This window comes from Micromonospora sp. URMC 105, assembly GCF_051386295.1.
Classification (GTDB): domain Bacteria; phylum Actinomycetota; class Actinomycetes; order Mycobacteriales; family Micromonosporaceae; genus Micromonospora.
On sequence record NZ_JBPQTL010000028.1, the window covers coordinates 33,461 to 59,575 of the forward strand.

A 26,115-nucleotide genomic window follows, 5' to 3' on the forward strand; every position below is an offset into this window, starting at 1 on the left:
CCCTTCCCTGGCCGCACGCGGGGGGTCAGGGGTGGGTGAGGGAGGTGTAGATGTCTAGGAGGCGCTTGGTGACCACGTCGGGGTGGAAGGTCTGCTCGTAGCGGAGGCGGGCCGGTGCCGACAGCGCGGCGGCGTTCGCCCGGGCGACCGGGAGGGCGGCGGCCATCGCGGCGGGCTCCGGCGGCACCACCCAACCGGCGGTACCGGTGACCACGCCGGCGGGCAGTGGCGCGACGCCCGCGCCGGGGACGGCGGAGGCGGTCTCGGCCGGCCCGGTGCCGGCGGGTTCGCGGGGGCCGTCCGCCCCGACCAGGTACGGGATGCCGCCGAGCGCCGAGCCGAGCACCGGCCGGCCACTGGCCAGCGCCTCGATGATCACGGTCGGCAGGACGTCGTGCCACATGGAGGCGGCGATCACCACCGCGCTCGCCTCGACCGCCGCGCGTACCCCGGCCCGGTCCAGCTGGCCCAGGTAGACCACGTCGGGGCGTTCCGCGGCGGCGGCCTCGACCAGTGGCCGCAGCTCGCCGTCCCCGGCGACGCGCAGCGTGCCCAGCGCGCCGACCGGGTGCCGGCGCCACGCCTCCAGCAGCAGGTCGAGGCCCTTCTCCGGGGTGAGCCGGGCCATGTAGAGGAATCCGTCGCCGAGCGGGGCCGGCCGCCCAGGGTCCGGCACGGCGTTGGGCTTGACCACGATCCGCTCGTCCGGGATGCCGTAGTCCCGCAGGTGGTCGGCGATCGCGGAGGTCAGCGCGATGAACCGGTCGACCGAGCGCCAGGTGCCCCGGTGCACGGCCAGGGTGGTCGCCATCAGCGCGCTCTGCGCGCGGGAGTTGCGGTAGCAGCGGTGCACGATCGCGGGCACGCCCAGCGCCCGGCCCTTGCAGTCCTGGCAGATCTTCCCGTCGCGGAAGTAGATCCCGGAGGAGCAGACCTGCCGGTAGTTGTGCACCGTCTGCACCACCGGCACGCCGTGCCGGTGCGCGGTGCGCACCACCCAGGGCGAGATCAGCGGGTACGGGTTGTGCAGGTGCAGCACGTCGGGGCGGTGCTCGGTGAGCAGCCGGCCGAGGTCCTCCTGGGCGCGCGGGGCCCAGATCGGGGAGATCGGCAGCAGCGCCTTGGCCGCCTTGGACATCGACGGGATCTCGTCCGAGCTGCGGATGAACGGCAGCACCTCGACGCCGGCCTCGGTGAGCTGGACGATCTCCGAGTCGACCATGGTGTTCTCGCCGGAGGGCTGAGCCTCCCGGTACCGGTTGTGCGCCACCACGATTCTCACGGAGCTCGCCTCTCGTTCGCGACTGTGCCGCGCTCTGCTCGCGACAGGGGGCGCGCGAGTTCACTCCTCGCGCTCACGGCGGGGAGTCGTGAGCTCGTTCCTCGCGCCCACGGGAAAGAAGGCTACCGTTGGGACGTGCCCGAACTACCGGAGGTGGAGGCGCTCGCAGGCTACCTGCGTGAGCGCGCGGTGGGGCGGCGGATCGACCGGGTCGAGGTCGCCGCGATCAACGCCCTGAAGACGTACGACCCGGCGCCCTCGGCGCTGTCGGGCCGGGCGGTGGTGGACGCCGGCCGGCACGGCAAGTTCCTCGACGTGGTCGTCGACGGCGGCCTGCACCTGGTGGTGCACCTGGCCCGGGCGGGCTGGCTGCACTACCGGGAGGCGTTTCCGTCGACCGCTCCGCTGCGCCCCGGCAAGGGTCCGGTCGCCCTGCGGGTCCGCCTCGACGACGGCTCCGGCTTCGACCTGACCGAGGCCGGCACCCAGAAGAAGCTGGCGGTCTACCTGGTGACCGACCCGGCGCAGGTGCCCGGGGTGGCGAAGCTGGGCCCGGACGCCCTCGGCGCGGACCTGGCGACCTTCGGTGAACGGCTGCGCAGCCGGCGGGGGCAGGTCAAGGGGGTGCTGACCGACCAGTCGGTGCTCGCGGGCGTCGGCAACGCGTACTCCGACGAGATCCTGCACGCGGCGAAGCTCTCGCCGTTCGCGATCACCGACCGGCTCACCGACGACCAGGTCGCCGCGCTGCACACGGCCACCCGGGCGGTGCTCGGCGACGCGGTCGGCCGCTCGCTGGGCCAGCGGGCGGCGGAGCTGAAGGGCGAGAAGCGCTCCGGGCTGAAGGTGCACGCCCGCACCGGCCTGCCCTGCCCGGTCTGTGGCGACACCGTGCGGGAGGTGTCCTTCGCCGATTCGAGTCTGCAGTACTGCCCGACCTGCCAGACCGGCGGCAAGCCACTCGCTGACCGTCGGTTGTCCCGCCTCGTACGGTGAGTAATTGCACTCGATGATTACGGAGAGGAATCGTCCCCAGCGCGTGGAACCTGCCCGTCCGCGCCTCTACCGGGGCCGCCATCCATCGGTATAGTGGCTCGGTCCCCGGCTTCGAAAACTGACGTGGAGTCGGCCGGATCCCTGCTGGCAACACCAGACGCAATGTCCCTCCGGGGAGCGTCCGGCCCATTGGCAGCGTGGGAGACTGGAACGGTGGGCGACTCGGGCCCCTCACGGCGAGTGAGCGGCACGTGTCATGCGGGAGGACATGGGTGAGGTGACGACAAGCCTCCAGCGCCCGGTAACCAACACAGGCCGGAGCAAACTCGTGCGGCACGTCGACAGCTTCGAGATCCAGCCGCCGACACCGCCGTCGCACAACGGCGTGCCCCGATCGGCGTGGGCGCGGGCCCGTCGCCGGGTGTCGCGCTGGCACCGGCCGTACACCGTCGCTCTGCTGCTGCTCGACTTCGCCGCCGCGGCGCTGGCGAGCCTCCTGGCCATCCAGATCTTCGACCAGGCGGCGGCCGGCTTCTACGAGGCGGAGAAGGACCCGACCTGGTTCCACACCGTGGCGTTCGTCCTGCTCCCGCTCGGCTGGCTGGTCATCCTCTGGGGCAACCGGGCCTACGACCGGCGTTACATGGGTCTCGGGCCGGACGAGTTCAAGCGGGTGATCCGGGGTGGGGTCGCGGTCGCCGCGACGGTCTCCTTCCTCGCGTTCGCGACGAAGACCGACCTCTCCCGTTGGACGGTGGGTTTCGCCCTGCTCGGGGCGTTGACGCTGGTCCTGGTCGGCCGGCTGCTCGCCCGCTTCACGCTGCACGCGGTGCGCCGTCGCGCCGGGCACGCCGGGCACCGGATGGTGCTGGTCGGCACGCTGCCGGAGTGCCTGGAGGTCTACACCGCGGTCACCCGCAACCCGGGCGCCGGCCTGGTGCCGGTCGCCATCCACATCACCGACGGGTACGCCGCCGCCCGGGGCATCCAGACCCCGGTTCCGGTGTACGCCGGCCGGGACGTCCTCGCCCTGGTCCGCGAGGTCGGCGGCGACACCATCGCGGTCTGCGGGTCGGCCAGCGCCGAGCCCGGCGAGCTGCGCCGGCTGGCCTGGCAGCTGGAGGGCTCCGGCGTCGACCTGGTGGTCGCCCCGCAGCTGACCGACATCGCCGGCCCGCGGGTGCACATCCGCCCGATCGAGGGCCTGCCACTGCTGCACGTCGAGGAGCCGACCCTGTCGGGCCCGGCGCTGTTGATGAAGAGCCTGATGGACCGGGCCGCCGCCGGGCTGGGCCTGCTGCTGCTGGCGCCGGTCTTCGTGGCCATCGCCCTGGCGATCCGGATCTCCGACCCCGGGCCGGTCTTCTTCCGGCAGCCCCGGGTGGGCCACGAGGGCCGTACCTTCCGGGTCTGGAAGTTCCGCACCATGTACGTCGACGCGGAGGACCGGCTGGCCGGGCTGGTCGACCAGAACGAGACCGACGGCATGCTGTTCAAGATGAAGCAGGACCCCCGGGTCTTCCCGGTGGGCCGCTTCCTGCGCGCCTCCTCGCTGGACGAGCTGCCCCAGCTGATCAACGTGCTCTGGGGGGAGATGTCGCTGGTCGGGCCGCGTCCGCTGCCCGCCGACGACGGCGACTTCCTGGGCGACGTGCGGCGCCGGCTGCTGGTCCGGCCGGGCATGACCGGGCTGTGGCAGGTCTCCGGGCGCTCCGACCTCTCCTGGGACGAGGCGGTCCGGCTGGACCTCTACTACGTCGACAACTGGTCGCTGGCGTACGACCTGAGCATCCTGTGGCGGACCGTCGGCGTGGTGCTGGCCCGCAAGGGCGCGTACTAGCGGTCCGGCGCCGAACCAGGCCCGGCCGGGGCTTGGCGTGGCGGCCCGCAGCGGCAAGGATCGCTGCGTGGGTGGCAACCTCTCCGCCGTCGTCGGCGTCGTCTCGCTGGTCACGGCGCTCGCCGCCGCGCTCTGGGCGGTGCTGCGGCTGCGCGGCCGCCGGGGCATCGCCACCGCCACCCAGCGGGCCACCTACGAGGTCCTGCACACCGCCGGCCTGGCCGCCGAGCCGCTGCGCGCCGGGCTGACCCCGGCGGGCGCGGCCAAGGCCGTACGCCATCTGCGGACCCTGGTGGGGGCGGCCGGGCTGGCGCTCACCGACCGGGACACGCTGCTCGCCCTCGACGGGCGCGGCACGCACCACGGCGACCAGCTGCTCGCGGCGGCCCGGCGGGCGGTAGAGGCGGGCCGGTCGGCCGTGCTGGGCGAGTCGGAGCTGCACTGCGACCGCGTCGACTGCCCGGTACGCGGGGCGGTGGTGGTGCCGCTGAGCGCGCAGGGCCGGGTGCTCGGAGCGCTGGTGGCGATCGCCGACGCCCCGCCCGCCCCGGGGCTGGTGCAGGCCACCCTGGAGACCGCGCACTGGGCCGGCAACCAGCTCGCCCTGGCCGAGCTGGACTCGTCCCGGGAGCGGCTGGCCCGGGCGGAGATCCGCGCGCTGCGCGCCCAGATCAGCCCGCACTTCATCTACAACGCGCTGACCGCGATCGGCTCGTTCGTCCGCACCGACCCGGGACGGGCCCGGGAGCTGATCCTGGAGTTCGCCGAGTTCACCCGCTACTCGTTCCGGGCGCACGGCGAGTTCACCACGCTGGCCGAGGAGCTGCGCTCGATCGACCGCTACCTGACCATCGAGCGGGCCCGGTTCGGCGACCGGTTGCAGGTGCGGTTACAGATCGCCCCGGAGGTGCTGCCGGTGACACTGCCGTTCCTCTGCCTGCAGCCGCTGGTGGAGAACGCCGTGCGGCACGGGTTGTCCCGCAAGCCCGGCACCGGCATGGTGAGCATCGAGGCCCGGGACGCGGGCGCGGAGTGTCACATCACGGTGGAGGACGACGGAGTGGGGATGGATCCGGCCACGCTGACCGCGGGCATCGCGGAGTTGGCCCGCGCCGGCAGCGACCCGACCGACGACCAAGGCCAGCACGTCGGCCTCTCCAACGTCGACGAGCGGCTCCGGTCGGTCTTCGGGGACCGGTTCGGCCTGGTCGTCGAGACCGGCCCCGGCTCGGGTACGAAAGTGAGCCTGCGGGTGCCGAAGTTCCATCCCGGCGTACGGGCGGGATCGTGACCGGGAACGCGGCGACCGGTTTCCTCCGGGTGCTGGCGGTGGACGACGAGCCGCCCGCGCTGGACGAGCTGGCGTACCACCTGCGGGCCGATCCCCGGGTGGCCCGGCTGCACACGGCGGGCGACGCCACCGAGGCCCTGCGGGTGCTCCGCGACACCGACGTCGACGTGGTCTTCCTGGACATCCGGATGCCCGGCCTGGACGGCATGGAGCTGGCCCGGGTGCTGCGGCGGTTCGCCCGGCCGCCGGCGATCGTCTTCGTCACCGCGTACGACGACGGCGCGGTGGACGCCTTCGACCTGGGCGCCACCGACTACGTCCGCAAGCCGGTACGCGCCGACCGGCTGGCCGAGTCGCTGCGCCGGGTGATCGGCTCCCGGGTGGTGCCGTCGCACCCGGCGGCCCTCGCGCGGGCGGAGGAGGATCCGACCATTCCGATCGAGCTGGCCGGGACGACGCGGATGCTGCCCCGGTCGGCGGTGCGCTGGGTGGAGGCGCAGGGCGACTACGCCCGGCTGCACACCGCCGACGGCTCGCACCTGGTCCGGGTGTCGCTGGCGACGCTCGCGGAGCGCTGGGCCGACGCCGGTTTCGTCCGGATCCACCGCTCACACCTGGTGCAGCTGAAGCTGATCGCCGAGCTGCGCCTGGTCAACTCCGGGTACGTGGTGGTGATCGACTCCACCGAGCTGCCGGTGAGCCGCCGGCACACCCGGGAGTTGAAGGACAAGCTGGTGCGCGCGGCCAAGCAGGACTGGAATCGCTGAGCGGGAATAATCCCGTCTGCCCGTACACTGTACGGTAGGCCATACGACAACGGGAGGCCAACCGTGACCGTGTTCGACCCCGCCACCGAGTTCGACCGCCAGCTCGACGGGCTGGTCCACCTGGGTTACCCGGCCCTCGCCGGGCTTTCCGAAGCCGCCTTCCGGGAGCTGGTGACCCCGCTGCGGGACGCCGCGACCACGGGAGCGGCCGGGCTGCCCGCGCCGACCGAGGCCCGGGTGCCGTTCCTGCTGGTGACCACCCGCGACCTGGTCCCGGTGACCGACCGGCTGGCGCTCACCACGTTGGCCGGCAAGCGCAAGACCGGCATCCTCGACCGGAACTTCCCCGTCGACGACCTGCCCAGGTTCGACCCGATCAAGGAGCTGGAGGCCCCGGCCGGGCCGGCGTACCTGCTCTTCGACGTCGACCGGGGCGAGGAGTTCCGCAACCTGGCTCCGGCCGCCGCGATGGAGCGGATGACCGCCCAGCAGCGGCTGCCGCTCACCATCGACGAGGGGATCGCCTTCATCACCCACTTCCCCGCCGCGCTGGCCAGCAACCGGTGCTTCTCGCTGGTCGGCTCCCGCTGCGGGGACAAGCGGGTCCCGGCACTCTGGATCAGTCAGGGCGCGCCGAAGCTCGGCTGGTGCTGGTACGGCAACCCGCACACCTGGCTCGGCTCCGCCACCGCCCGCCCCGTGCGGATGGGCCTGGACTGACGGGTGCGGGCCGGTGCGGGACCGCATCCGCACCGGCCCGCAGGCGCCCGGCTGCTCTTCGCGCGGGTGCGGGCGCCCCGGCCACGGCCGGGACGCCCCCGCCCGCGTCACGGCCACCGCCTGTCCGCGGAAGGAGAGGGCGCCCCGGCCGTCGGCCGGGGCGCCCTTCATGGTGCAGGTGCTCAGCGGTGGGAGGAACCCACGACCTGAGGCTTGCTCTTGCCGGCGTCACCGGCGAGCGTGGCCGCCGGGGCGACCGGGTAGTAGAACCTGCCCACCATGTCGGCCACCACGTGCGTGGTGCCGCTCAGGTTGTGCACGTTGAACGCCCCGGTCGGCTCGACGATGCCCAGCACGGCGTTGGACACGACCTGGTTGGCGTAGGGGTTCAGGTTGCTGGTGCTCGGCTTCGGGACCTCCGCGATGTCGGCCGGCCACACGGTGATCACCGTGTTGTTGGTCGGCTTCACCGCGGTCACGTTCATGACCGCCACGCCGGTGCCGTCGGTGTAGCCCGGAACCACGGCGCGACGGGTCCCGTTGGCGGGGATGGCACCGCTGATGCCCAGGTTGGTGCGGCTGTCCACGATCCGGGTCGGGCTCATCGGCGCGAAGCGCATGCCACTCTCCGAGAAGCCGTCGTCGACCGCGCCGACCATGTCGACCAGGACGTGCGCGGCGGCCGAGGTGAAGACCTTGAACTTCCGCGAGCCCGGGGTGCACCACTCGAACGGCTCGCTGCCGGTGCACGGCGTGGTCTGCACGAACGCCAGGTTCGGCACGTTCTTGCCGGCGCCGTAGTTCACCGTGGAGGCGGTCGGCTTGGCGGTGGCACCCGACCACGCGGTCAGGAAGCCGGCGCTCGCCGGCGCCACCGCGGTGAGGTTGAAGACCAGGGTCCGCATGTGCGGGTTTCGATCCGGACCGAAGTCCAGCGCGTACTCCAGGATGGTGCCGGCCGGCGGCTTGCCCTCGGGGTCGTTGCGGGTGTCGAACGAGCGCTCCGGCGCCCACCACTCGTACTGACCACCGTTGCGGTTGGTCATCGAGTTGTCCTTGGCGTAGAAGCCGACGACGTCGACCACCACGTCGGTGTAGCCGTTGCGGTTGTAGACGGAGACCTTGCCGTCCGCACCGAGCTTCACGGTGACGTTGTTGGAGCCCAGCCAGCCCTTGGCGAAGTTGATCGAGGAGGCGTCGGGCCGGGTCTCGCCCGCCGGGTAGGCGGTGACGAAGCTGTCCGAGGTCGGGCCGGTGATGGTCACGTTCAGCACGACGGCGCCGACACCGGCGGCCGGTACGCCACCCCGGCCGGCGACCTGGAGGTCGACCTTGCCCAGCGGGCCGATCTTCGCCTTCGGCGCGCCGAGGCCCTCGCGGGTGTCCATCAGACGGGCCGGGGAGACCTCGTAGTAGGCCCCTGTCGTGTCGGCGAGATCCGCCGTCGCCTGCTGCGGCGCGGCGGCGGGAGCCGCGGACGCCGTACCCGGCACCACGGCCAGTGCACATGCCCCGGCGAGGGTCGCGCCGAGCAGAGTGCGGAATTTACGCATAAAAACCCCGTGGGTAAGTGAGTATGGGCGGGCCCAGACTACGAGCGGATATCGACACTCGCAAGGTCGTCGAGCGCGTGCCCGACAGGGTTATCGGGCGCGTATCGGGGCCAGGGTTCCGGAATGGCTCGCCCGACGGTAAGGGTGCCTCGACTTTCGGTCGGGCACCCTTACCGTCGTGCCGTTACGGCTGGCGCCGGCTGTGCGTGTCGACCTGCGGGCTGGTCGCGGCCGGCTTCGCGGTCCGACCCGCGGCGGCCGTCACCTCCGGCAGGTAGAACGAGCCCACCACGTCGGCGACCAGGTTGACGCTCCCGCTGTGGTTGTGCACGTTGAACGCCTTGTACGGGCCGATCTCGGTGAGCACGCCACCGGAGACCACCTGGCCCGCCGCCGGGTTGAGGTTGCTGGCGTCCGGCTTGGGACGGTCGGCGTAGTCGGCCGGCCACGTCGTGATGACGGTGTTCCTGGTCGGCTGCACGGCGGTGACGTTCATCGCCAGCGCCCACGTCGCATCGGTGATCAGTTCAGCCGGCGTGGTGACCTTGCGGACCGAACCGGCGCCGAGCGGGCCGCTGATCCCCTGGTTGATCCGGCTGTCCACGATCCGGGTCGGGCTCATCGGCTGGAACCGCAGGCCGTACGGGACGGTGGTGTCGAACATGGCACCGACCAGATCGGTGATCACGTGAGTGGTCGCCGACGTGTAGACCCGGAAGACCGGAGCACCCTCGCACCAGGCCTCGGTGCAGGGCCGCGGCTTCACGTAGGTCAGGTTCGGCACGACCTTGCCGGCACCGTAGTTGACCGTCGAGGCGGTCGGCCGGCTGCCCGAGCCCGACCAGACGGTCACGAAACCGGCCTTCTCCGGTGCCGCCACGGTGACGTTGAGCACCAGCGAGCGCAGGTTCTGGTTCTCCTCGCCGAAGTCGATGGCGTAGTCGATCCACGCGCCGGCGGGCAGCTTGCCCTCACCGGGCTCGCGGGTGTCGAACATCCGGGAGGGGTAGAACGGGTGGTACTGGCCGCCGGCAACTGCGGCGGAGGTGTCGTCCGCGTACCAGCCGACGACGTCGACGACCACGTCGGTGGCGCCGTTGCGGTTGTAGACGGAGATCTTGCCGCCCGCGCCGACCTTGACGGTGACGCTGTTCGAGCCCAGCCAGCCCTTCGCGAAGTTGACGGAGGAGGCGTTCGGCAGGGGCTCGCCGGCGGGATAGGTGGTGACGAAGCTGTTCGCCGTCGCACCGGTGATGGTCACGTTCAGCACGACGGATCCGACACCCGTGCTGGGCACACCGCCGCGGCCGGTGACCTGGAGGTCGACCTTGGACTGGGCGCCGATCTTCGCCTTCGGCGCACCGAGGCCCGCGCGGGTGTCCATCAGACGGGCCGGAGCGAGCGGGTAGTAGGTGCCGGTGGCCTCGCCGGCCAGCGCGGCCGACGACTGCGGCGCGGCGGGAGCGGCGGAGGCGACGCCCGGGACCGCCGTGATTGCACATGCGCCGGCGAGAGTCGCGCCGAGCAGAGTGCGGAATTTGCGCATAGAAACCCCGTGGAAGAAGAGGAAACAGGGAATTGCCGCCTCAGCGTAGGGGGCGGGATCAATACCGGCAAGGACATACCTCGACACGACACAAGCGGTGAACGTATGGAGACTTAATGCCGTCTTAATGTTCGACTCGCGCGTTGTCCACAGGGGTGAAGCGTTCTCCACAGGTTGTCCACAGCCCCGGTGGACGGCTCTTGACATCCACGTCCAGCAGGCGAGACTGCCCAGGTGACCGCCGCCGACGACCCCGTACCGGCCCCCCGGGTGCCACCGCCACCCCGGCGGGCGCGGATCGTGCTGGCAGAGGTGTCCCGCCGGGACAACCGGGCCGAACGCACCCGCGCCGAGCTGGCCCAGCAGACCCAGGTCGGCGAGGCGCTGGTCCGGGGCCTGGTCCGGGCACAACTGGCGCTCGCGCTGCGGATGAGCCTGGTGGTGCTGATCGGGCTCGGCGGCCTGCCCTGGTTGTTCGCGATCGCGCCGGCCGTCGGGCGGGTCACCGTCCTCGGCGTCAACCTGCCGTGGCTGCTGCTCGGGGTGGCCTCCTTCCCCTTCCTGATCGCGATCGGCTGGGCGTACGTGCGGCTGGCCGAACGCAACGAGCAGGACTTCACCGACCTGGTCCAGCGGCCGGAGCGCTGAGATGGGCAACGCCTACGTCGTCCCGGCCATCGTGGCGGTCACCCTGGTCACCCTCGGCATCGGCTTCTACGGGCTGCGGCTGGCCCGCACCACCTCCGACTTCCTGGTCGCCTCACGCGCGGTGAGTCCGACGTGGAACGCCGCCGCGATCGGCGGGGAGTACCTGTCGGCCGCGAGCTTCCTCGGCGTGGCCGGGCTGATCCTCAAGTACGGCGTGGACGTGCTCTGGTACCCGGTGGGCTTCGCCGCCGGTTACCTCGCCCTGCTGCTCTTCGTGGCCGCGCCGCTGCGCCGCTCCGGCGCGTTCACCCTGCCCGACTTCTGCGAGCTGCGGCTCGGCTCGCGTCGGCTGCGCACCCTGGCCACCGTCTTCGTGATCTTCATCGGCTGGCTCTACCTGGTGCCCCAGTTGCAGGGCGCGGGGCTGACCCTGGCCACGGTCGCCGGTTCGCCGTACCCGGTGGGGGCGCTGCTGGTCGCCGCCGTGGTGACCACGAACGTGGCATTCGGCGGGATGCGGGCGATCACCTTCGTCCAGGCCTTCCAGTACTGGTTGAAGCTGACCGCGCTGGCCGTACCGGCGATCTTCCTGGCGTTGCAGTGGCAGGCCGACGCCCGCCCGGCGGTGACCCCGCCCGACGGGCCGGCGTTCCGGACCGCGACCACCGTCGTGGTCGAGCACCGCGCGGCCCTCACCTTCGCCGACGGCACCATCCTCGAGGTACGCCCCGGCGACCGCCTCGACTTCGCCGCCGGCGAGCCGGTGCCCGAGGTGTCCGGCGTGGCCACCGGCGCGGCGGACTGGCTGCTGCCCAGCGCCGCCGGCGACGACGACCGGGGCCTCTTCGCGACGTACTCGCTGATCCTGGCCACGTTCCTGGGCACCATGGGGCTGCCGCACGTGCTGGTCCGCTTCTACACCAACCCGGACGGCGCGGCCGCCCGGCGCACCACCCTGGTGGTGCTCGCCCTCGTCGGCGTCTTCTACCTGCTGCCCACCCTCTACGGCGTGCTCGGCCGGATCTACACCCCGCAGCTGCTGGTCAGCGGGCAGACCGACGCGGTGGTGGTGCTGCTGCCCGGGGCGGCGCTCGGTGACGGGGTGACCAGCCGGCTGCTCGCCGCGCTGGTGTCGGCCGGCGCGTTCGCGGCCTTCCTCTCCACCTCGTCGGGGCTGCTCACCAGCGTCGCCGGGGTGATCTCGACCGACGTGCTCGGGCGCGGCTCGGTGCGCGGCTTCCGGCTGGCCACGGTGATCGCCGGCGGGGTGCCGGCGGTGCTCGCGCTCAACGTCTCCGGGCTGGACGTCTCCCAGGTGGTCGGGCTGGCCTTCGCGGTCGCCGCGTCCAGCTTCTGCCCGCTGCTGGTGCTCGGCATCTGGTGGCGCGGGCTGACCGACCTGGGCGCGGCGGCCGGCGTGCTGGCCGGCGGCGGTGCTGCCGTCGCGGCCGTCCTGGTCACCGTGCTCGGGCCACCGCTGTCCGGCTGGCCGGCCACGCTCATCGCGCAGCCGGCCGCCTGGACGGTGCCGCTCGCCTTCACCGTGATGGTCGCCGTCTCGATGGCGACCCGCCGCCGGGCACCGGCCGACGTCGGGGCCACCATGCTCCGGCTGCACGCCCCGGAGGCGCTCCGCCTCTGACGCCTGACCAGAGGGGCGGTGCGTCCCTGGTGGGTCAGCAGCCGTCGGTGCCGGCGCAGAGCCGACGGGCGGCGTCGCGGCCGAGTTCCCGGCTCGCCGCCGGGCCGGTCAGCCCCTTCTGCCACAGCTCGCTGACCAGGTCGCCCTGGCGGACGAAGAGGTGCAGCGCCTCGCCGCCGCCGGCATACCTGGCGCGGACCAGCACGGACTCCTCGCCGGCGAAGCCGCCGGCGACCACGGTCAGCGTCACGTTCTCCCCGCCGCACGAGGCGACCCGGTCCCGCACCAGGCCGATGTAGCGGTCGGCGTCGCGGGGGGAGAGGCGCTCGACGCGCTGCAACACCATCCGGTCGGGACCGCCCGACAGGCGGCGGCCCCGCTCCGCGCGGGCGTCCAGCCGGAACAGCGGGTGGTCCGCCCGGGCACAACCGGCGGCGCTGAAGGCGAGGTTCCAGTCACCGTCGATGTCGCTGCCGGCCACCCGGTAGCCGGCCGGGCCGTCACCGTTCTGCAGCAGCGCCGCCGTCGGGATCGCCGGGTCGGCGGAGGCGATGGTCGGCCGGGAGCTGGTCTGCGGCGGGCGGGACGACGCGTCGTCGGGGCGGGCCGGGGCGCTCGGCGACCGGTTCGGGCCCGGGGTGATCGACGGCGTGGGTGTGGGCGTGGACGTCGGGGTGGGCGAACCGGTGCCCGGCGTCACCGGCAGCGGAGCGGCGTCCGGGCCGCCGGCCAGGGCGGCCACGCCACCGGCCACCACGGCGACGGCCACCACGCTCGCCAGGCACGCCGCGATCCGGGTACGGCGGGTGCGCTGCCGGCCGCGCCGCCGCACCTGCTCGGTGGGCGACCAGCTCAGGTGTTCGGTGTCGCGGTACAGGTCGGCGAAGAGCGGGTCAGGCATTGCGAACCTCCTCGGGGAGGGTGGTGTCGAGCAGGTCAGCCAGGGTGCGGCGGCCCCGGGCGAGGCGGGCCTTGACGGTGCCGGTGGGCGCGTCGGTCTGGGCGGCGATCTCGGCGATCGACAGGTCGGCCAGGTGGTGCAGGACGATCGCCTGGCGCTGCTCGGCCGGCAGCCGGCGCAGCGCGCTCACCAGCGCGACGGTGTTCTCCGACGGTGGTGCGACGGCGGGGTCGGGGCCGTGCCGCCGGTAGGCGGTCAACCCGTTGCGGATCTTGCGCCACCGGTTGACCAGCAGGCGGTAGCCGACGGTGCGGACCCACGCCTCCGGGTCGCCGTACCCGCTGATCCGGTCCCAGCGCTGCCAGGCCCGCACGTACGCCTCCTGCGCGGCGTCCTGGGCCTCGGCCAGGTCGCCGCCGAGCGCGTACAGCACCGTGACGACCCGGTGTCTGGTGGTCCGATAGAACTCCTCGAACCCGTCGTCTGTGTCCACAGTTCCTCCCCGTCCCGGTCCTGCTCCTGTCACCCGCCGGCCAGTCGACCGGTTGCGTCCGGCGCGGATACGTCGCGGGGATGACCGGGGATCATCCTGCGGCCGGACGATGGGCTGGTCCGGCCCGGATACGGTCGGACCCATGACTGGTGGGCACCCCGCGCTGGCGCTGCGCGGCCTGGCGAAGCAGTTCGACGGCAAGGTGGCGGTGGCCGGGGTCGACCTGGCCGTACCGGCCGGCTCCTTCTACGGGCTGCTCGGCCCGAACGGCGCCGGCAAGACCACCACCCTGTCGATGGCCGTTGGGCTGCTGCGGCCCGACCACGGCCAGGCCTGGGTGCTCGGGCACGACGTGTGGGCCGACCCGGTGCGCGCGAAGCGGCTGCTCGGCGTGATGCCGGACGGGGTACGGCTCTTCGACCGGCTCAGCGGGGCGGAGCTGCTGGCGTACCACGGTCTGCTGCGCGGGATGGACCCGGCGGTGGTCGACCAGCGTGCCGCGGAGCTGCTGGACGTGCTGGCGCTCACCGACGCGGGCCGGACCCTGGTGGTCGACTACTCGGCGGGCATGAAGAAGAAGATCGGCCTGGCCTGTGCGCTGCTGCACGGCCCTCGGCTGCTGGTGCTGGACGAGCCGTTCGAGGCGGTCGACCCGGTCTCGGGCGCGCTGATCCGCGACATCCTGCAGCGGTACGTCACCGGCGGCGGCACCGTGGTCTTCTCCAGCCACGTGATGGAGGTCGTCGAGCGGCTCTGCTCGCACGTGGCGATCCTCGCCGAGGGCACCATCAAGCGGGTCGGCACGCTGGACGAGGTACGCGGGGAGCGGTCCCTGGAGGAGGTCTTCGTCGAGGTGGTCGGTGGCCGCACCGCGACCGGCGAGGAGCTGTCGTGGCTGTCCCGGTGACCGTTGCGGCCGAGCCGGTCCGGCGGGTCTCCGCCCGGCACTTCGTCCGGCTCAAGCTGCGGGTGATGGGCAACAACTTCCGGGGCCAGGGCTGGCGGATCGCGATGTTCGTCGCCGGTGTCCTGGTCGGCCTCTGGTTCGCCGCCGGCGGCTTCCTGGCGCTCGCCGCCCCGGGCTTCGCCGGCGAGCCACGGTACGCGCTGCTGACCGCCGCGTTCGGCGGCGGCCTGCTGGTGCTCGGCTGGCTGCTGCTGCCGCTGGTCTTCTTCGGGGTGGACGAGACCCTCGACCCGGCCCGGTTCGCGCTGCTGCCGCTGCCCCGCCGCACCCTGGTCGCCGGGCTGTTCGCGGCGGCGCTGGTCAGCGTCCCGGTGCTCGCGGTGCTGCTCGCCGTCTCCGGGCTGGTCGTCACCGCCGCCGCGCTGGGCGGCTGGGCGGCCGGGCTGGTCGCGGCCGTCGGGGTGGTCGCGGGGCTGCTGCTCTGCGTCGCCGCCAGCCGCGCGGTGACCAGCGCGTTCGCCACCATGCTGCGGTCCCGCCGGGTACGCGACCTGGCCGCCGTGCTGCTCGCGGTGGTCGCCGCCCTGCTCGGGCCGTTGCAGATCGCGGTGCTGGCAGCGGTCCGGGAGGCCGACTGGGACCGGCTCACCGGGGTGGCCGAGGTGGTGGGCTGGACGCCGTTCGGCGCACCCTGGACGGTCGGCGTGGACGTGGCCGAGGGACGGGCCTGGGCCGTACCGGTGAAGTTGCTGATCACGGCGGTGACCGTCGGTCTGCTGCTGCTCTGGTGGTCGCGGTCGCTGGAGTCGGCGATGGTCGGCGCGGCTAGCGCCGCCCCCGCGAAGAGCCGGCGCGGGCCGGCGGGCGGACCCGTCGCGCAACTCTTCCCCCGGGTGCTGGCCTGGACCGGCCGGGACCGGTTCGGCGCGCTGGTCGCCCGGGAGGCCCGTTACTGGTGGCGGGACGCCCGGCGCCGGGCCAACCTGATCAGCGTCGCGGTGGTGGGGGTCTTCGTGCCGGTGATGGTGAACCTCGGCGGTCCGCAGTTCGCCGCCGAGGAGGGTCCGGACCTCACCGCCGGCAACTCGTCGCCGGTCCTGCTCAGCCTCTCGATGCTCTTCGTCGGGGTGCTCGCCTCGGTGACGCTGGCCAACCAGTTCGGCTTCGACGGCAGCGCGTACGCGGCGAACGTGGTGGCCGGGGTGCCTGGGCGGCTGGAGCTGCGCGCCCGGATGACGGCCTTCTCGGTGTACGTGGTGCCGATGCTCGGTGTGGTGTCGGTGCTGATCGCCCTGGTGATGGGCGAGCCGGGCTGGATCGGCGTGGCCGCCGGCGCGCTGCTCGCCGCGTACGGGGCCGGGCTGGCGATCAACGGGTTCGTGTCGGTGCTCGGCGCGTACTCGCTGCCGGAGACGAGCAACCCGTTCGCGATGAACACCGGGGCGGGGGTGGCGAAGAGCTTCCTCACCCTGCTGTCCATGGTCGCCTCGGCGGCCGCCGCGATCCCGATGGTGGTGGCCGCGGCGCTGCTCGGGGACGCCTGGCTCTGGCTGGCCCTGCCGCTCGGCGCGGCGTACGGGCTGGGGGCGGCGCTGCTCGGCTCGTACCTGGCCGGGGACGTGCTGGACCGGCGGACGCCGGAGCTGCTCGCCACCGTCACCCCGCGCCGCTGAGCTGAGCCGCCGCAAACCGGGTGGATCATGCGGGGGTCAGACCCGGCGCATGAAGGCGAAGAGGTAGTGGCTGCCCGTGACGGTGGCGACGTTGACCAGCTCCCAGCCGTAGTTCGACAGGTGCTCGACGGCCTCCATGAGCTGGGTGACTGGGTTGCCCATGAACCCGGGACGGGCCGAGACGGCCAGGTGCCGGAACGGATAGGCACGCAGATCGACCTCGCCCCGCAGGATCGAGTCGGCGCCGATGGAACGGGACTGGGCGAGCTGCGGCGGCGTCACGAAGGCCATGCCCGGCACGATAGGCCGTCCGGGCGAGGGTGCCGTTCCCGTGGCGTGTCGCGTCGGGAAGGCGGACACGACCGTGAGCGTGATGCCTCAGAGTCATAAATATGCCTCTGAGTCATGTCGCTCGTTGCGACAGGCATCTCCAGCGTCCGACACGCAAGGACGCGCCCGGCGCTGACCCCCGCAGCGGCACAATGTTTCACGTGAATCATGAGCCGGGTGCCGAGATCCACCACACCGATCCGTTCGCCGTGCCCGTCGGGGAGCGCTCGCCCGTACGCCGGTTGCGGGGTCGGCTGGCGGCGCCGGTGACGCTCTGGACGGCGCCGGGTCCGGCGGGGCTGACCGTCTCGTCCACGCTGGTCGCCGAGGGCGAGCCGGACCGGCTGCTCGGACTGGTCGACCCGGAGTCGGACCTGTGGGCGGCGGTGGAGGAGGCCGGGCGGTTCGCGGTGGCGCCGCTGGGGCCGCCGCACCGGCAGCTCGCCGACCGGTTCGCCGGGCTCTTTCCCTCCCCGGGCGGGCTCTTCGCCACCGGCGAGTGGCTCGACACCCCCTACGGCCCGGTCCCCGCCGACGCCGGCGGGTGGGCCGGTTGCCGGCTCGACGCCGCCCGGGAGTACGGCTGGGGCCTGCTGGTCGAGGCCACCATCGAGGCGGTCGACCTGACCGAGGAGACCATGCCGCTGCTGCACTACCGGGGCCGGTACCACGGGCTGACCTGACCGCCCGCCCGCCATCCGACCTACCGCTCGTCGGAGTGACGTGCGTCACTCGGCGCAGCCGGTAGACCGTTCGGCGCAGCCGCCGACCGGGCCCGATCTCGGCCTTCCGTGGTGGGAAGCGCGCTCTCTACGGTGCGCGAAACTCCCCACGCCTGTGAAGGTGGTGATCCACAGATGTCCACGGACACACCCGCGTCCGCGCCCGCCGAGTCGGCGGCGGAGCGGTACCTCGCCGTACAACGGTCGGACGAGTTCGCCGGGTTGCGTCGCGCGTTGCGCGGCTTCGTCTTCCCGATGACCGTCGCGTTCTTCCTGTGGTACGCGCTCTACGTCATCCTTTCCGCGTACGCGCGGGACTTCATGGGCACGAAGCTCTTCGGCAGCAACATCAACGTCGCCCTCGTCTTCGGCCTGCTCCAGTTCGTCTCCACCTTCCTGATCGCCTGGCTCTACTCCCGGTACGCCGACCGAAAGATCGACCCGGTCGCCGACCGGATCCGCGCCGAGATCGGGGAGGTGACCCGTGAACACGGTCCTCGCGGCTGAGGCGGGCAGCACCACCGCCCGCAACCTCACCATCACGCTCTTCCTGGTCTTCGTGGCGGTAACCCTGGCCATCACCATCTGGGCCAGCCGGCAGACCAAGACCGCCACCGACTTCTACGCCGGCGGCCGGTCCTTCTCCGGCTTCCAGAACGGCATGGCGATCGGCGGTGACTACATGTCGGCCGCCTCGTTCCTCGGCATCGCCGGCATCATCGCCCTCTACGGCTACGACGGCTTCCTCTACTCCATCGGCTTCCTGGTCGCCTGGCTGGTGGCCCTGCTGCTGGTGGCCGAACTGCTGCGCAACTCCGGCCGGTACACGATGGCCGACGTGCTGGCCTTCCGGATGCGGCAGCGTCCGGTGCGTACCGCGGCGGCGGTCTCCACCATCACGGTGTCGATCTTCTACCTGCTGGCCCAGATGGTGGGCGCGGGCGCGCTGGTCGCGCTGCTGCTCGGCATCAAGCCGGGGACGACCTTCCTCGGCATGGACGCGGACACCGCCAAGGTCGCCACCATCATCATGGTCGGCGCCTTGATGATCATCTACGTCACCGTGGGCGGCATGAAGGGCACCACCTACGTGCAGATCGTCAAGGCGTTCCTGCTGATGGGCGGCGCGCTGGTGATGACCCTGCTGGTGCTGGCGAAGTACAAGTTCAACCTGTCGTCGCTGCTCGGTGACGCCGCGGCCTCCTCCGGCAAGGGCAGCGCCTTCCTCGAACCCGGGCTGCGCTACGGCGTCGAGGTGGCCGGCAACTCGACCCAGACGTTCTACAACAAGGTCGACCTGCTGTCGCTCGGCATCGCGCTGGTGCTCGGCACGGCCGGCCTGCCGCACATCCTGATCCGCTTCTACACGGTCCCGACCGCCAAGGCGGCCCGCAAGAGCGTGCTCTGGGCGATCGGCATCATCGGCACCTTCTATCTGCTCACCCTGGGGCTCGGCTTCGGTGCCGCGGCGCTGGTCGGCAGTCAGGCGATCACCGCCCAGGACAAGGCGGGCAACACGGCGGCGCCGCAGCTCGCCGAGGCGCTCGGCATCGACTTCCTCGGCGGCGACCTCGGCGGGGCCACCCTGCTGGCGATCATCGCGGCGGTCGCCTTCGCCACCATCCTCGCCGTGGTCGCCGGGCTGACCCTGGCCTCCTCTTCCAGCCTGGCGCACGACTTCTACGCCAACGTGCTGAAGCGGGGCCAGGCCTCGGAACGGCAGGAGGTGACCGTCGCGCGCGTCTCCGCCCTGGTCATCGGCGCGGTCTCGATCGTGCTCTCGATCTTCGCGCAGAGCCTGAACGTGGCCTTCCTGGTGGCGCTGGCCTTCGCGGTGGCCGCGTCGGGCAACCTGCCGGCGATCCTCTACAGCCTCTTCTGGAAGCGGTTCAACACCTCGGGAGCGGTCTGGGCCATCTACGGCGGGCTGCTGGCCGCCGTGTTCCTGGTGTTCTTCTCGCCGGTGGTCTCCGGGGCACCGACCTCGATGTTCCCCGACCAGGACTGGCAGTGGTTCCCGCTGTCCAACCCGGGCATCCTGTCGATCCCGTTCGGCTTCCTGTGCGGCTGGCTCGGCACCGTCATCTCCAAGGAGCGCAACGAAGAGAAGTACGCCGAGCTGGAGGTCCGCGCCCTCACCGGCGCCGGCGCCCACTGAGTCACGACGCGCCGACCCCGGCGCACCGGAGGGGCCCTGCGGGACAGGGCCCCTCCGTCGTGCCTGGGGTGCGGCCGAGGGTGCGGGGGCGGGACGGTCGGTAGGCTGACGCGCATGAAGGTTGCTGCGCGCTTCGGACCCGGTCACCGCATCCTCGTCACCGGCGGCGCCGGTTTCGTACCGTCGCACCTGGTGGACGCGCTGATCGCCCGTGGCTGCACGGTGGTCGCGCTGGACAACTTCGTCACCGGGTCGAAGGAGAACGTCGCCCACCTGCTGGACAACCCGTCCTTCACCCTGGTCGAGGCCGACATCTCCGACGGGCTGCCGGCCCACCCGGCGCTGGCGGAGCGGTTCGACGCCATCCTGCACATGGCCTCCCCGGCCAGCCCGACGGACTTCGAGAAGCTGCCGGTGGAGATCCTCCGGGTCGGCTCGGTGGGCACGCTGCACCTGCTGGAGCGCGCGCTGGCCGACGGCGCCCGGTTCCTGATGGCCTCCACCTCGGAGGCGTACGGGGACCCGAAGGAGCACCCGCAGCGCGAGACGTACTGGGGCAACGTCAACCCGATCGGGGTACGCGCCGTCTACGACGAGGCGAAGCGCTTCTCCGAGGCGGCCACCATGGCGTACCACCGGAGCAAGGGGCTGGACGCGGCGATCGTACGGATCTTCAACACGTACGGCCCGCGGATGCGCCCCGACGACGGCCGGGCCATCCCCACCTTCATCTCCCAGGCGCTGCGCGGCGAGCCGATCACCGTGCACGGCACCGGCAACCAGACCCGCTCGATCTGCTACGTCGACGACCTGGTGCGCGGCATCCTGCTGCTGCTCGACTCGACGGAGACCGGGCCGATCAACTGCGGCACCGAGCACGAGATGAGCATGCGGCAACTCGCCGAGACCATCGTGTCACTGTGCGGAAGCAGCTCCGAGGTGACCTACATCACCCGCAGCGCGGACGACCCGGAGATGCGGCGACCCGATCTGACGCTCGCCCGGGAGCTGCTGGGATACGAGCCGACCGTGGCGCCCGAAGACGGACTGCGACGCACGATCGACCACTTCCGGGCGCGGCTAGGGTAGCTTGCCGCCCGGCGTCCGGGACGCCACGCGGCGATCGCCTTCGGGCAACGCTCGACCGGCCTACGTACGCTGAATCGCATGTCCGCCACATCGTCAGCCGGCGTCCCGCTTCCGTACCTGCACCGGAGCGCCGGACGCGCCGCGGTCCCCGGTCCCGACCGGGCCGCCGGGCGCGCCCGGCCGTCCGAGGCGCAGTGGTACCCGTCGTACGACGAGGAAGGACCCCGCTCCGGCGCGCCCGGCGGCCCGGGCGGACCCGGCACACCGCCGGGGCCGGGTGGCCCGACTGGTCCCGGCCGGCGGGGCCCCCGCCCGCGCTGGGGGCGGATCGGCCTGGTGGCCGGGGCGGCGGTGCTGGTGCTGGCGCTGCTCGGCGGTCTGGGCGCGTGGGTCTACACCGACAACCTGGACGAGGGCCTGGCCCGCACCGACCCGTTCTCGGAGATCACCGGCGGGCGGCCGGCCAAGGCGGTGAACGGGGCGCTGAACATCCTGCTGGTCGGCTCGGACTCGCGGGACCCGGACGCGCCGGTCGACAAGCAGAGCCAGTGGCGGGCCGACACGATCATCGTCATGCACATCCCCGCCGACCACAAGTCCGCCTACCTGGTCTCCGTCCCGCGTGACCTGTACGTGCCGATCCCGGAGAGCGCCGGCGCGGACTGCGGCTCCGGGCAGCGCGCGAAGATCAACGCGGCGTTCGCGTTCGGCGGTCTCCCGCTGGCGGTCCGCACGGTGGAGTGCTTCACCGACGTCCGGATCGACCACGTGATGGCGATCGACTTCGGCGGCTTCAAGGAGGTCACCGACGCGCTCGGCGGGGTGGACCTCAAGGTGGAGCGGAGCATCACCTCGATCCACAAGCCGTACCGGAAGTTCACCAAGGGCACCATGCACATGGACGGCGCCACGGCGCTGGACTGGATCCGGCAGCGCAAGCAGTTCCCGGACGGCGACTTCGCCCGGATGCGCCACCAGCAGGAGTTCCTGCGGGCACTGATGGACAAGGCGGCGAGCACGGGCACGCTGGCCAATCCGAAGAAGCTGAACGCGTTCCTCCAGTCGGTCACCGACGCGGTGACCGTGGACAACGGCTTTTCGCTGGTCGACATGGGCGTGCAGTTCCGCAACCTGCGTGGCGAGAACCTGACCTTCCTCACCAGCCCGAACACGGGCAGCGACACGATCAACGGTGAGTCGGTGGTGGTCTCCGACCGGACGAAGGCGCTGGCCATGTACAAGGCCATGTCGGCGGACACGATGGCGGCCTGGGTGGCGGCCAACGACCCGGACACCAAGGGCAACTGACCCGCTTCCTCCGCAGGCGGCCGGGCCTCCCGGCCGCCTGCGGAGGCCGGTCGCCGCGCCGCCGACGGCGACCGCGGCAGCCGGCACGTTTCGACGGACGTCATCAGAGGTGCTTTCACGTCTGGTTCAAACATCGGTCGCCAACCACCGACCAGATGCATTGACTCATCCGTTCGGTTGAAATGCCGTCGCAACTGTCGGGATATCTGAGAATTGAGCGCCTGACGATCTCGCCTTGACGGGAAGCGGTACGTAGAGTGGTCCCGCCCCCCGACAACGCGAGCTGGAGCACGCATGCCGGTTCAGACCAGCCCCCGCCCGACTTCGCAGGACGCCGACCCGTACGCACGGTCGTCGACGATCCCGTCCCAGGGCGGTCGCGGCGGTCAGCGCACCGGCGGCGCCAAGAAGCGCACCAAGCGCAAGGACCCGCTCTGGGCCCGCCTCACGGTGATCTTCGGCGCCGTGCTCATGATGACCAGCGGCATCGCCATCGTCGGCAGCAAGGCGCTGATCAGCCAGGCCACCGGCAACATCGCCCAGAAGAACCTGCTGGGCGGGGCCGGCAAGACCGACGCCGAGGGCGGCGCCGACCTGGACGGCCCGATCGACATGCTGCTGCTGGGCGTCGACGCCCGCGAGCGGTGGGCCGCCGACGACGTCCGGGCGGACAGCATCATCGTGCTGCACATCCCGGCCAGCCACGACCAGGCGTACATGATCTCGATTCCCCGGGACACCGAGGCGCGGATCCCCGCCTTCAAGAAGAGCGGCTACAGCGGCGGCACCGACAAGATCAACGCGGCGTTCCAGGCCGGCGCCCGCAACGGCGGCGGCTGGGAGGGCGGCGCCCAGCTGATGGCCCAGACCATCAAGAACATGACCGGGATCAGCTTCGACGGCGCCGCGATCATCAACTTCGGCGGATTCAAGAACGTCATCGACACCCTGGGCAGCGTCCGGATCTGCGTCAAGCACGAGGTGAAGTCGATCCACACGGTGATGGTCGACGGCAAGCAGATGTGGAAGGCGGACGCCAAGAAGACCGGCCGGCCGATGACCCCGGTGGTCTACAAGAAGGGCTGCCGCCAGATGTCCGGCCTCGAGGCGCTGGACTACTCCCGGCAGCGCTACGGCCTGCCGAACAGCGACTACGACCGCCAGCAGAACCAGCAGCAGCTGATCAAGGCGATGGCCCGCAAGGCCACCGAGAAGGGCATGCTGACCAACCCGGTCAAGATCAACCAGCTGATCCGGGCGGCCGGCAAGGCCTTCATCCTCGACGTCGGCGACGTGCCGGTCGCCAACTTCATCTTCACCCTGCGCGGCATCAGCGCCAGCGAGCTGACCATGCTGCGCACCAACGGCGGCACCTACAACGGCAACGGCAACGGCAGCGAGGCGCTCAGTCCGCAGACCCTGGAGATGTTCCAGGCGGTCAAGAACGACAAGCTGGGCGAATTCGTGTACGCCAATCCGACGGTCCTCTCCACCCGCAGCTGACCCCGCCGACCGGCCGGCAGCCCCGGCGAAACCGGCCCCGAGCGCGGTGACCGACCCGTAGCCTGAAGTGAGCAGGTCTCACGTAACGGCCACGGGGAGGGCGTCACGGCCAGGTCAGCGCGGTCCGACCGAGGGCTGGACCGACCGCCACCCGGCCGCCGGGCCGCCCGCTGGCCGGGGGTCCTGTTCCGGTTCGGACTCGCCCTGGTGCTGGTGGCCGTCGTGGCCGTGGTCGGCATCAAGGCACTCACCGCGCGGTACGAGCGCACCATCACCCGGGAGCACCTGCTCGCCCCGGACGCCCGGCAGGCCCGGACCGACCTCTCCGAAGGGCTGAACTATCTGCTCGTCGGCACCGACCGGCGGGGTGCCACGGACGGGCCGGACCAGCGCTCCGACACCATCCTCATCGTGCACGTCCCGCCCGGCCTGCGGCAGGGATACCTGATCTCCGTCCCGCGCGACCTGCTGGTGGCGATTCCACCCGGCGGCAACGGCTACGGCGGCGGCCAGGACAAGATCAACGCCGCGTACGAGCACGGCGGCGGCGGCCAGGGCGGCGCCCGGCTGCTCTCCGCCACCCTGGCCCGGCTCACCGGCATCCGCTTCGACGGGGCCGCGCTGGTCGACTTCGCCGGCTTCAAGCGGGTCATCGACCTGCTCGGCGGGATCCGCATGTGCGTCGACACCGAGGTCCGGTCGATCCACACCGGGACCCTCTTCACCCCCGGCTGCGAGCAGATGGGTGGCGCCCGGGCGCTGGACTACGTACGGCAGCGCTACCACCTGCCCGGCGGCGACTACGACCGGCAGCGGCACCAGCAGCAGATGCTGCGAGCGCTGCTGGAGCGGGCCGGCGAGACCGACCTGCGCAGTGACCCGGTCAAGCTGGACCGGGTGCTGCGCGCGGTCGGCGGATCGCTGACCCTGGACACCAACGGCGTACCCGTCGAGGACCTGCTGATGGCCCTCCGGTCGCTGCCGGCGGAGCGGCTGAGCGGGGTGCAGGTGCCGTCGTACCCGCAGACCATCGACGGGGTCTCCTACGTGGTCCTCGACAACGGCGGCAGCGGCCTCTTCGACGCCGTACGCGGCGATCGGGTGCCGGGCTGGGCCCAGGCCAACGCGCGCTGGGTCATCCGGTTGTGACCAGACGTACCGGCCCAGCCCGGTGCCGGGTCCGCCGGGGAGGATCTAGGCTTTGACGCGTGTTCGGACCCCAGGTACCCAGCGTTGCAGTGACCGAGATCGACGACGAGACCTACCTGCTGGACGTCCGCGAGGACGACGAGTGGGCGGCGGGCCACGCCCCCGGCGCCCACCACCTGCCGATGATGGAACTGCCGGCCCGGCTGGCCGAGGTCCCCACCGACCGGGACGTCGCGGTGATCTGCCGCTCCGGCGGGCGCTCCGCCCAGGTCGTCGGCTACCTGCTCAACAACGGATGGGAGCAGGTGCGCAACGCCGACGGCGGGATGCGGCAGTGGGAGGCCGTCGGCCGGCCCGTGATCGGCGGGGACGGGCAGCCCGGCCGGGTCATCTGAGCGCCGCCACCATGGGCGATCCACTGGTCTTCGCGCACCGCGGCGCGTCGGCCGACCTGCCCGAGCACACCCTCGCGGCGTACCTGCGGGCCCTGGACGAGGGCGCCGACGGGCTGGAGTGCGACGTCCGGCTCACCCGGGACGGGCACCTGGTCTGCGTGCACGACCGCCGGCTGGATCGGACCAGCAACGGGCGTGGGCTGGTCAGCGCCCGTACCCTCGCCGAGCTGGAGCTGCTCGACTTCGGCTCCTGGCACCCCGGCTGCGTACCGGCCGAGGGCGACGAGGTGCTGGACGAGTCGCACACCCGGCTGCTCACGCTGGAGCGGCTGCTGGAGGCCGTACTGGCCGCCGACCGGCCGGTCCGGCTGCTGGTGGAGACGAAGCACCCGTCCCGGTACGGCGGCGACGTCGAGCGCCGGCTGGTGGCGCTGCTGCGCCGGTACGGGCTCGCCGACCCCGGGCCGGAGGACAAGGTCCGGGTCACCGTCATGTCGTTCTCCCCGCTGGCCGTACGCCGGGTCCGGGAGCTGGCCCCGGCGCTGCCGACGGTGCTGCTGCTGGAGGTGCTGCCGCGCTGGCTGCGGCTCGGCCGACTGCCGTTCGGCGCGCGGATCGCCGGACCCGGGATCGGCCTGGTCCGGGCCCGCCCGCAGCTGGTGCCCGCCCTGCGGGCCGCCGGCCACCAGGTGTACGTCTGGACGGTCAACGAGCCGGACGACCTGGAGCTGGTGCTGGACGCCGGAGTGGACGGAGTGATCACCGACCGGCCGGCGCGGACCCTGGCCCGGCTGGGCCGATGAGCCCCACCGGACGGGGCTGCCCGAACTCCGGCCGAGGGGGCACACTCGGGACATGCCGGAGCGAACCGATCTCGCCGCCCTCATCACCGGCCACAGCGCGGTGATCGAATTGATCAATTCCGGTGACGCCGGGCTGCCGGTCCTCACCCAACTGCTCCGGGTCGCCCGCGCCGCGGTGGGCGCGGCCAGCGTGGCCTTCGTCGAGTTCGCCCCGACCGGCGGCCGGGTCATCGCGGCCAGCGGCAACGCCGAATGGATGATCGGCCGCCCGCTGCCGGCGTCCGACCCGGTGACCGTCTGCCTGCTCGCCGGTCCCCGCGTCCGGCAGGTCCGGGTGGACCACCTCCCCGGGGGGGGGGGGGGGGGGGGGGGGCGGGGGGGGGGGGGGGGGGGGGGGGG

The 26,115-nt window shown here is 72.3% G+C and carries 23 protein-coding genes and 2 pseudogenes; 19 read left to right on the forward strand and 6 right to left on the reverse strand.

Annotated features, from left to right (window positions below; all coding sequences use genetic code 11):
• Window positions 1-25: 25 nt before the first annotated feature.
• On the reverse strand, window positions 26-1,282 hold the full coding sequence (locus ACSNN7_RS12245; RefSeq protein ID WP_436680858.1) for a glycosyltransferase: 1,257 nt from the start codon (window positions 1,280-1,282) through the stop codon (window positions 26-28).
• Between the two features lie 135 nt (window positions 1,283-1,417).
• On the opposite strand from ACSNN7_RS12245, the gene ACSNN7_RS12250 reads away from it, so the two are divergent.
• The 5 genes from ACSNN7_RS12250 (at window position 1,418) to ACSNN7_RS12270 (ending at window position 6,896) form a co-directional block, all read left to right on the forward strand.
• Window positions 1,418-2,278, forward strand: coding sequence for an Fpg/Nei family DNA glycosylase (locus ACSNN7_RS12250; RefSeq protein WP_436680859.1), 861 nt, complete (start codon window positions 1,418-1,420; stop codon window positions 2,276-2,278).
• A gap of 268 nt (window positions 2,279-2,546) precedes the next feature.
• On the forward strand, window positions 2,547-4,118 hold the full coding sequence (locus tag ACSNN7_RS12255) for a sugar transferase (RefSeq protein ID WP_436680880.1): 1,572 nt from the start codon (window positions 2,547-2,549) through the stop codon (window positions 4,116-4,118).
• 67 nt (window positions 4,119-4,185) lie between these two features.
• Window positions 4,186-5,409 carry a sensor histidine kinase gene (locus ACSNN7_RS12260; protein ID WP_436680860.1) on the forward strand — a complete coding sequence of 408 codons (1,224 nt, stop codon included), beginning with the start codon at window positions 4,186-4,188 and terminating at the stop codon, window positions 5,407-5,409.
• Window positions 5,406-6,176 carry a LytR/AlgR family response regulator transcription factor gene (locus ACSNN7_RS12265; protein WP_436680861.1) on the forward strand — a complete coding sequence of 257 codons (771 nt, stop codon included), beginning with the start codon at window positions 5,406-5,408 and terminating at the stop codon, window positions 6,174-6,176. The genes ACSNN7_RS12260 and ACSNN7_RS12265 overlap by 4 nt, the downstream gene beginning before the upstream one ends.
• 63 nt (window positions 6,177-6,239) lie before the next feature.
• Window positions 6,240-6,896 carry a DUF5701 family protein gene (locus tag ACSNN7_RS12270; protein WP_436680862.1) on the forward strand — a complete coding sequence of 219 codons (657 nt, stop codon included), beginning with the start codon at window positions 6,240-6,242 and terminating at the stop codon, window positions 6,894-6,896.
• Window positions 6,897-7,078: 182 nt separating this feature from the next.
• Here the strand turns inward: ACSNN7_RS12270 and ACSNN7_RS12275 are convergent, their stop codons facing one another.
• On the reverse strand, window positions 7,079-8,449 hold the full coding sequence (locus ACSNN7_RS12275; RefSeq protein ID WP_436680863.1) for a hypothetical protein: 1,371 nt from the start codon (window positions 8,447-8,449) through the stop codon (window positions 7,079-7,081).
• A gap of 184 nt (window positions 8,450-8,633) precedes the next feature.
• Window positions 8,634-9,995: a hypothetical protein gene (locus ACSNN7_RS12280; protein WP_436680864.1), complete on the reverse strand. Its 1,362-nt coding sequence runs from the start codon at window positions 9,993-9,995 to the stop codon at window positions 8,634-8,636.
• A 234-nt stretch (window positions 9,996-10,229) separates the two neighbouring features.
• Between ACSNN7_RS12280 and ACSNN7_RS12285 the strand changes: the two genes are divergently transcribed.
• Window positions 10,230-10,643, forward strand: coding sequence for a hypothetical protein (locus ACSNN7_RS12285; protein WP_436680865.1), 414 nt, complete (start codon window positions 10,230-10,232; stop codon window positions 10,641-10,643).
• Between the two features lies 1 nt (window position 10,644).
• Entirely contained in the window at window positions 10,645-12,285 is a 1,641-nt protein-coding gene (locus ACSNN7_RS12290; RefSeq protein ID WP_436680866.1) for a cation acetate symporter, read from the forward strand.
• A gap of 34 nt (window positions 12,286-12,319) precedes the next feature.
• On the opposite strand, the gene ACSNN7_RS12295 is transcribed toward ACSNN7_RS12290, so the two are convergent.
• A complete protein-coding gene (locus tag ACSNN7_RS12295; protein WP_436680867.1) occupies window positions 12,320-13,186 on the reverse strand; it encodes a hypothetical protein in 867 nt (288 codons plus the stop codon).
• A complete protein-coding gene (locus tag ACSNN7_RS12300; protein ID WP_436680868.1) occupies window positions 13,179-13,679 on the reverse strand; it encodes a SigE family RNA polymerase sigma factor in 501 nt (166 codons plus the stop codon). The genes ACSNN7_RS12295 and ACSNN7_RS12300 overlap by 8 nt, the downstream gene beginning before the upstream one ends.
• Before the next feature lie 142 nt (window positions 13,680-13,821).
• Between ACSNN7_RS12300 and ACSNN7_RS12305 the strand changes: the two genes are divergently transcribed.
• Window positions 13,822-14,586 carry an ABC transporter ATP-binding protein gene (locus ACSNN7_RS12305; protein WP_436680869.1) on the forward strand — a complete coding sequence of 255 codons (765 nt, stop codon included), beginning with the start codon at window positions 13,822-13,824 and terminating at the stop codon, window positions 14,584-14,586.
• Window positions 14,571-16,259 carry an ABC transporter permease gene (locus ACSNN7_RS12310; RefSeq protein ID WP_436680870.1) on the forward strand — a complete coding sequence of 563 codons (1,689 nt, stop codon included), beginning with the start codon at window positions 14,571-14,573 and terminating at the stop codon, window positions 16,257-16,259. Before ACSNN7_RS12305 ends, ACSNN7_RS12310 begins: the two co-directional genes overlap by 16 nt.
• Before the next feature lie 36 nt (window positions 16,260-16,295).
• Here ACSNN7_RS12310 and ACSNN7_RS12315 read toward each other — a convergent pair whose 3' ends face one another.
• Window positions 16,296-16,550, reverse strand: a complete 255-nt coding sequence (locus tag ACSNN7_RS12315) for a hypothetical protein (protein WP_436680871.1) — start codon at window positions 16,548-16,550, stop codon at window positions 16,296-16,298.
• Window positions 16,551-16,729: 179 nt separating this feature from the next.
• On the opposite strand from ACSNN7_RS12315, the pseudogene ACSNN7_RS12320 reads away from it, so the two are divergent.
• The 10 genes and pseudogenes from ACSNN7_RS12320 to ACSNN7_RS12365 form a co-directional block, all read left to right on the forward strand.
• Window positions 16,730-17,272: pseudogene (locus ACSNN7_RS12320) on the forward strand (flavin reductase family protein); the annotation flags it as partial.
• 174 nt (window positions 17,273-17,446) lie between these two features.
• Window positions 17,447-17,818 carry a DUF485 domain-containing protein gene (locus ACSNN7_RS12325; protein ID WP_250793961.1) on the forward strand — a complete coding sequence of 124 codons (372 nt, stop codon included), beginning with the start codon at window positions 17,447-17,449 and terminating at the stop codon, window positions 17,816-17,818.
• Window positions 17,796-19,469 (forward strand): solute symporter family protein, encoded by a 1,674-nt coding sequence (locus ACSNN7_RS12330; protein ID WP_436680872.1) that lies wholly within the window; start codon window positions 17,796-17,798, stop codon window positions 19,467-19,469. The genes ACSNN7_RS12325 and ACSNN7_RS12330 overlap by 23 nt, the downstream gene beginning before the upstream one ends.
• 114 nt (window positions 19,470-19,583) lie before the next feature.
• Window positions 19,584-20,558 (forward strand): UDP-glucuronic acid decarboxylase family protein, encoded by a 975-nt coding sequence (locus ACSNN7_RS12335; RefSeq protein WP_436680873.1) that lies wholly within the window; start codon window positions 19,584-19,586, stop codon window positions 20,556-20,558.
• A gap of 78 nt (window positions 20,559-20,636) precedes the next feature.
• Entirely contained in the window at window positions 20,637-21,866 is a 1,230-nt protein-coding gene (locus tag ACSNN7_RS12340) for an LCP family protein (RefSeq protein ID WP_436680874.1), read from the forward strand.
• 294 nt (window positions 21,867-22,160) lie between these two features.
• Complete coding sequence (locus tag ACSNN7_RS12345) at window positions 22,161-23,369, forward strand: LCP family protein (protein WP_436680875.1); 1,209 nt, start codon at window positions 22,161-22,163, stop codon at window positions 23,367-23,369.
• Between the two features lie 207 nt (window positions 23,370-23,576).
• Window positions 23,577-24,518 (forward strand): LCP family protein, encoded by a 942-nt coding sequence (locus ACSNN7_RS12350; RefSeq protein ID WP_436680876.1) that lies wholly within the window; start codon window positions 23,577-23,579, stop codon window positions 24,516-24,518.
• A 59-nt stretch (window positions 24,519-24,577) separates the two neighbouring features.
• Window positions 24,578-24,913 carry a rhodanese-like domain-containing protein gene (locus ACSNN7_RS12355; RefSeq protein WP_436680877.1) on the forward strand — a complete coding sequence of 112 codons (336 nt, stop codon included), beginning with the start codon at window positions 24,578-24,580 and terminating at the stop codon, window positions 24,911-24,913.
• An 11-nt stretch (window positions 24,914-24,924) separates the two neighbouring features.
• Complete coding sequence (locus ACSNN7_RS12360; RefSeq protein ID WP_436680878.1) at window positions 24,925-25,716, forward strand: glycerophosphodiester phosphodiesterase; 792 nt, start codon at window positions 24,925-24,927, stop codon at window positions 25,714-25,716.
• Between the two features lie 52 nt (window positions 25,717-25,768).
• Window positions 25,769-26,115: pseudogene (locus ACSNN7_RS12365) on the forward strand (hypothetical protein); the annotation flags it as partial.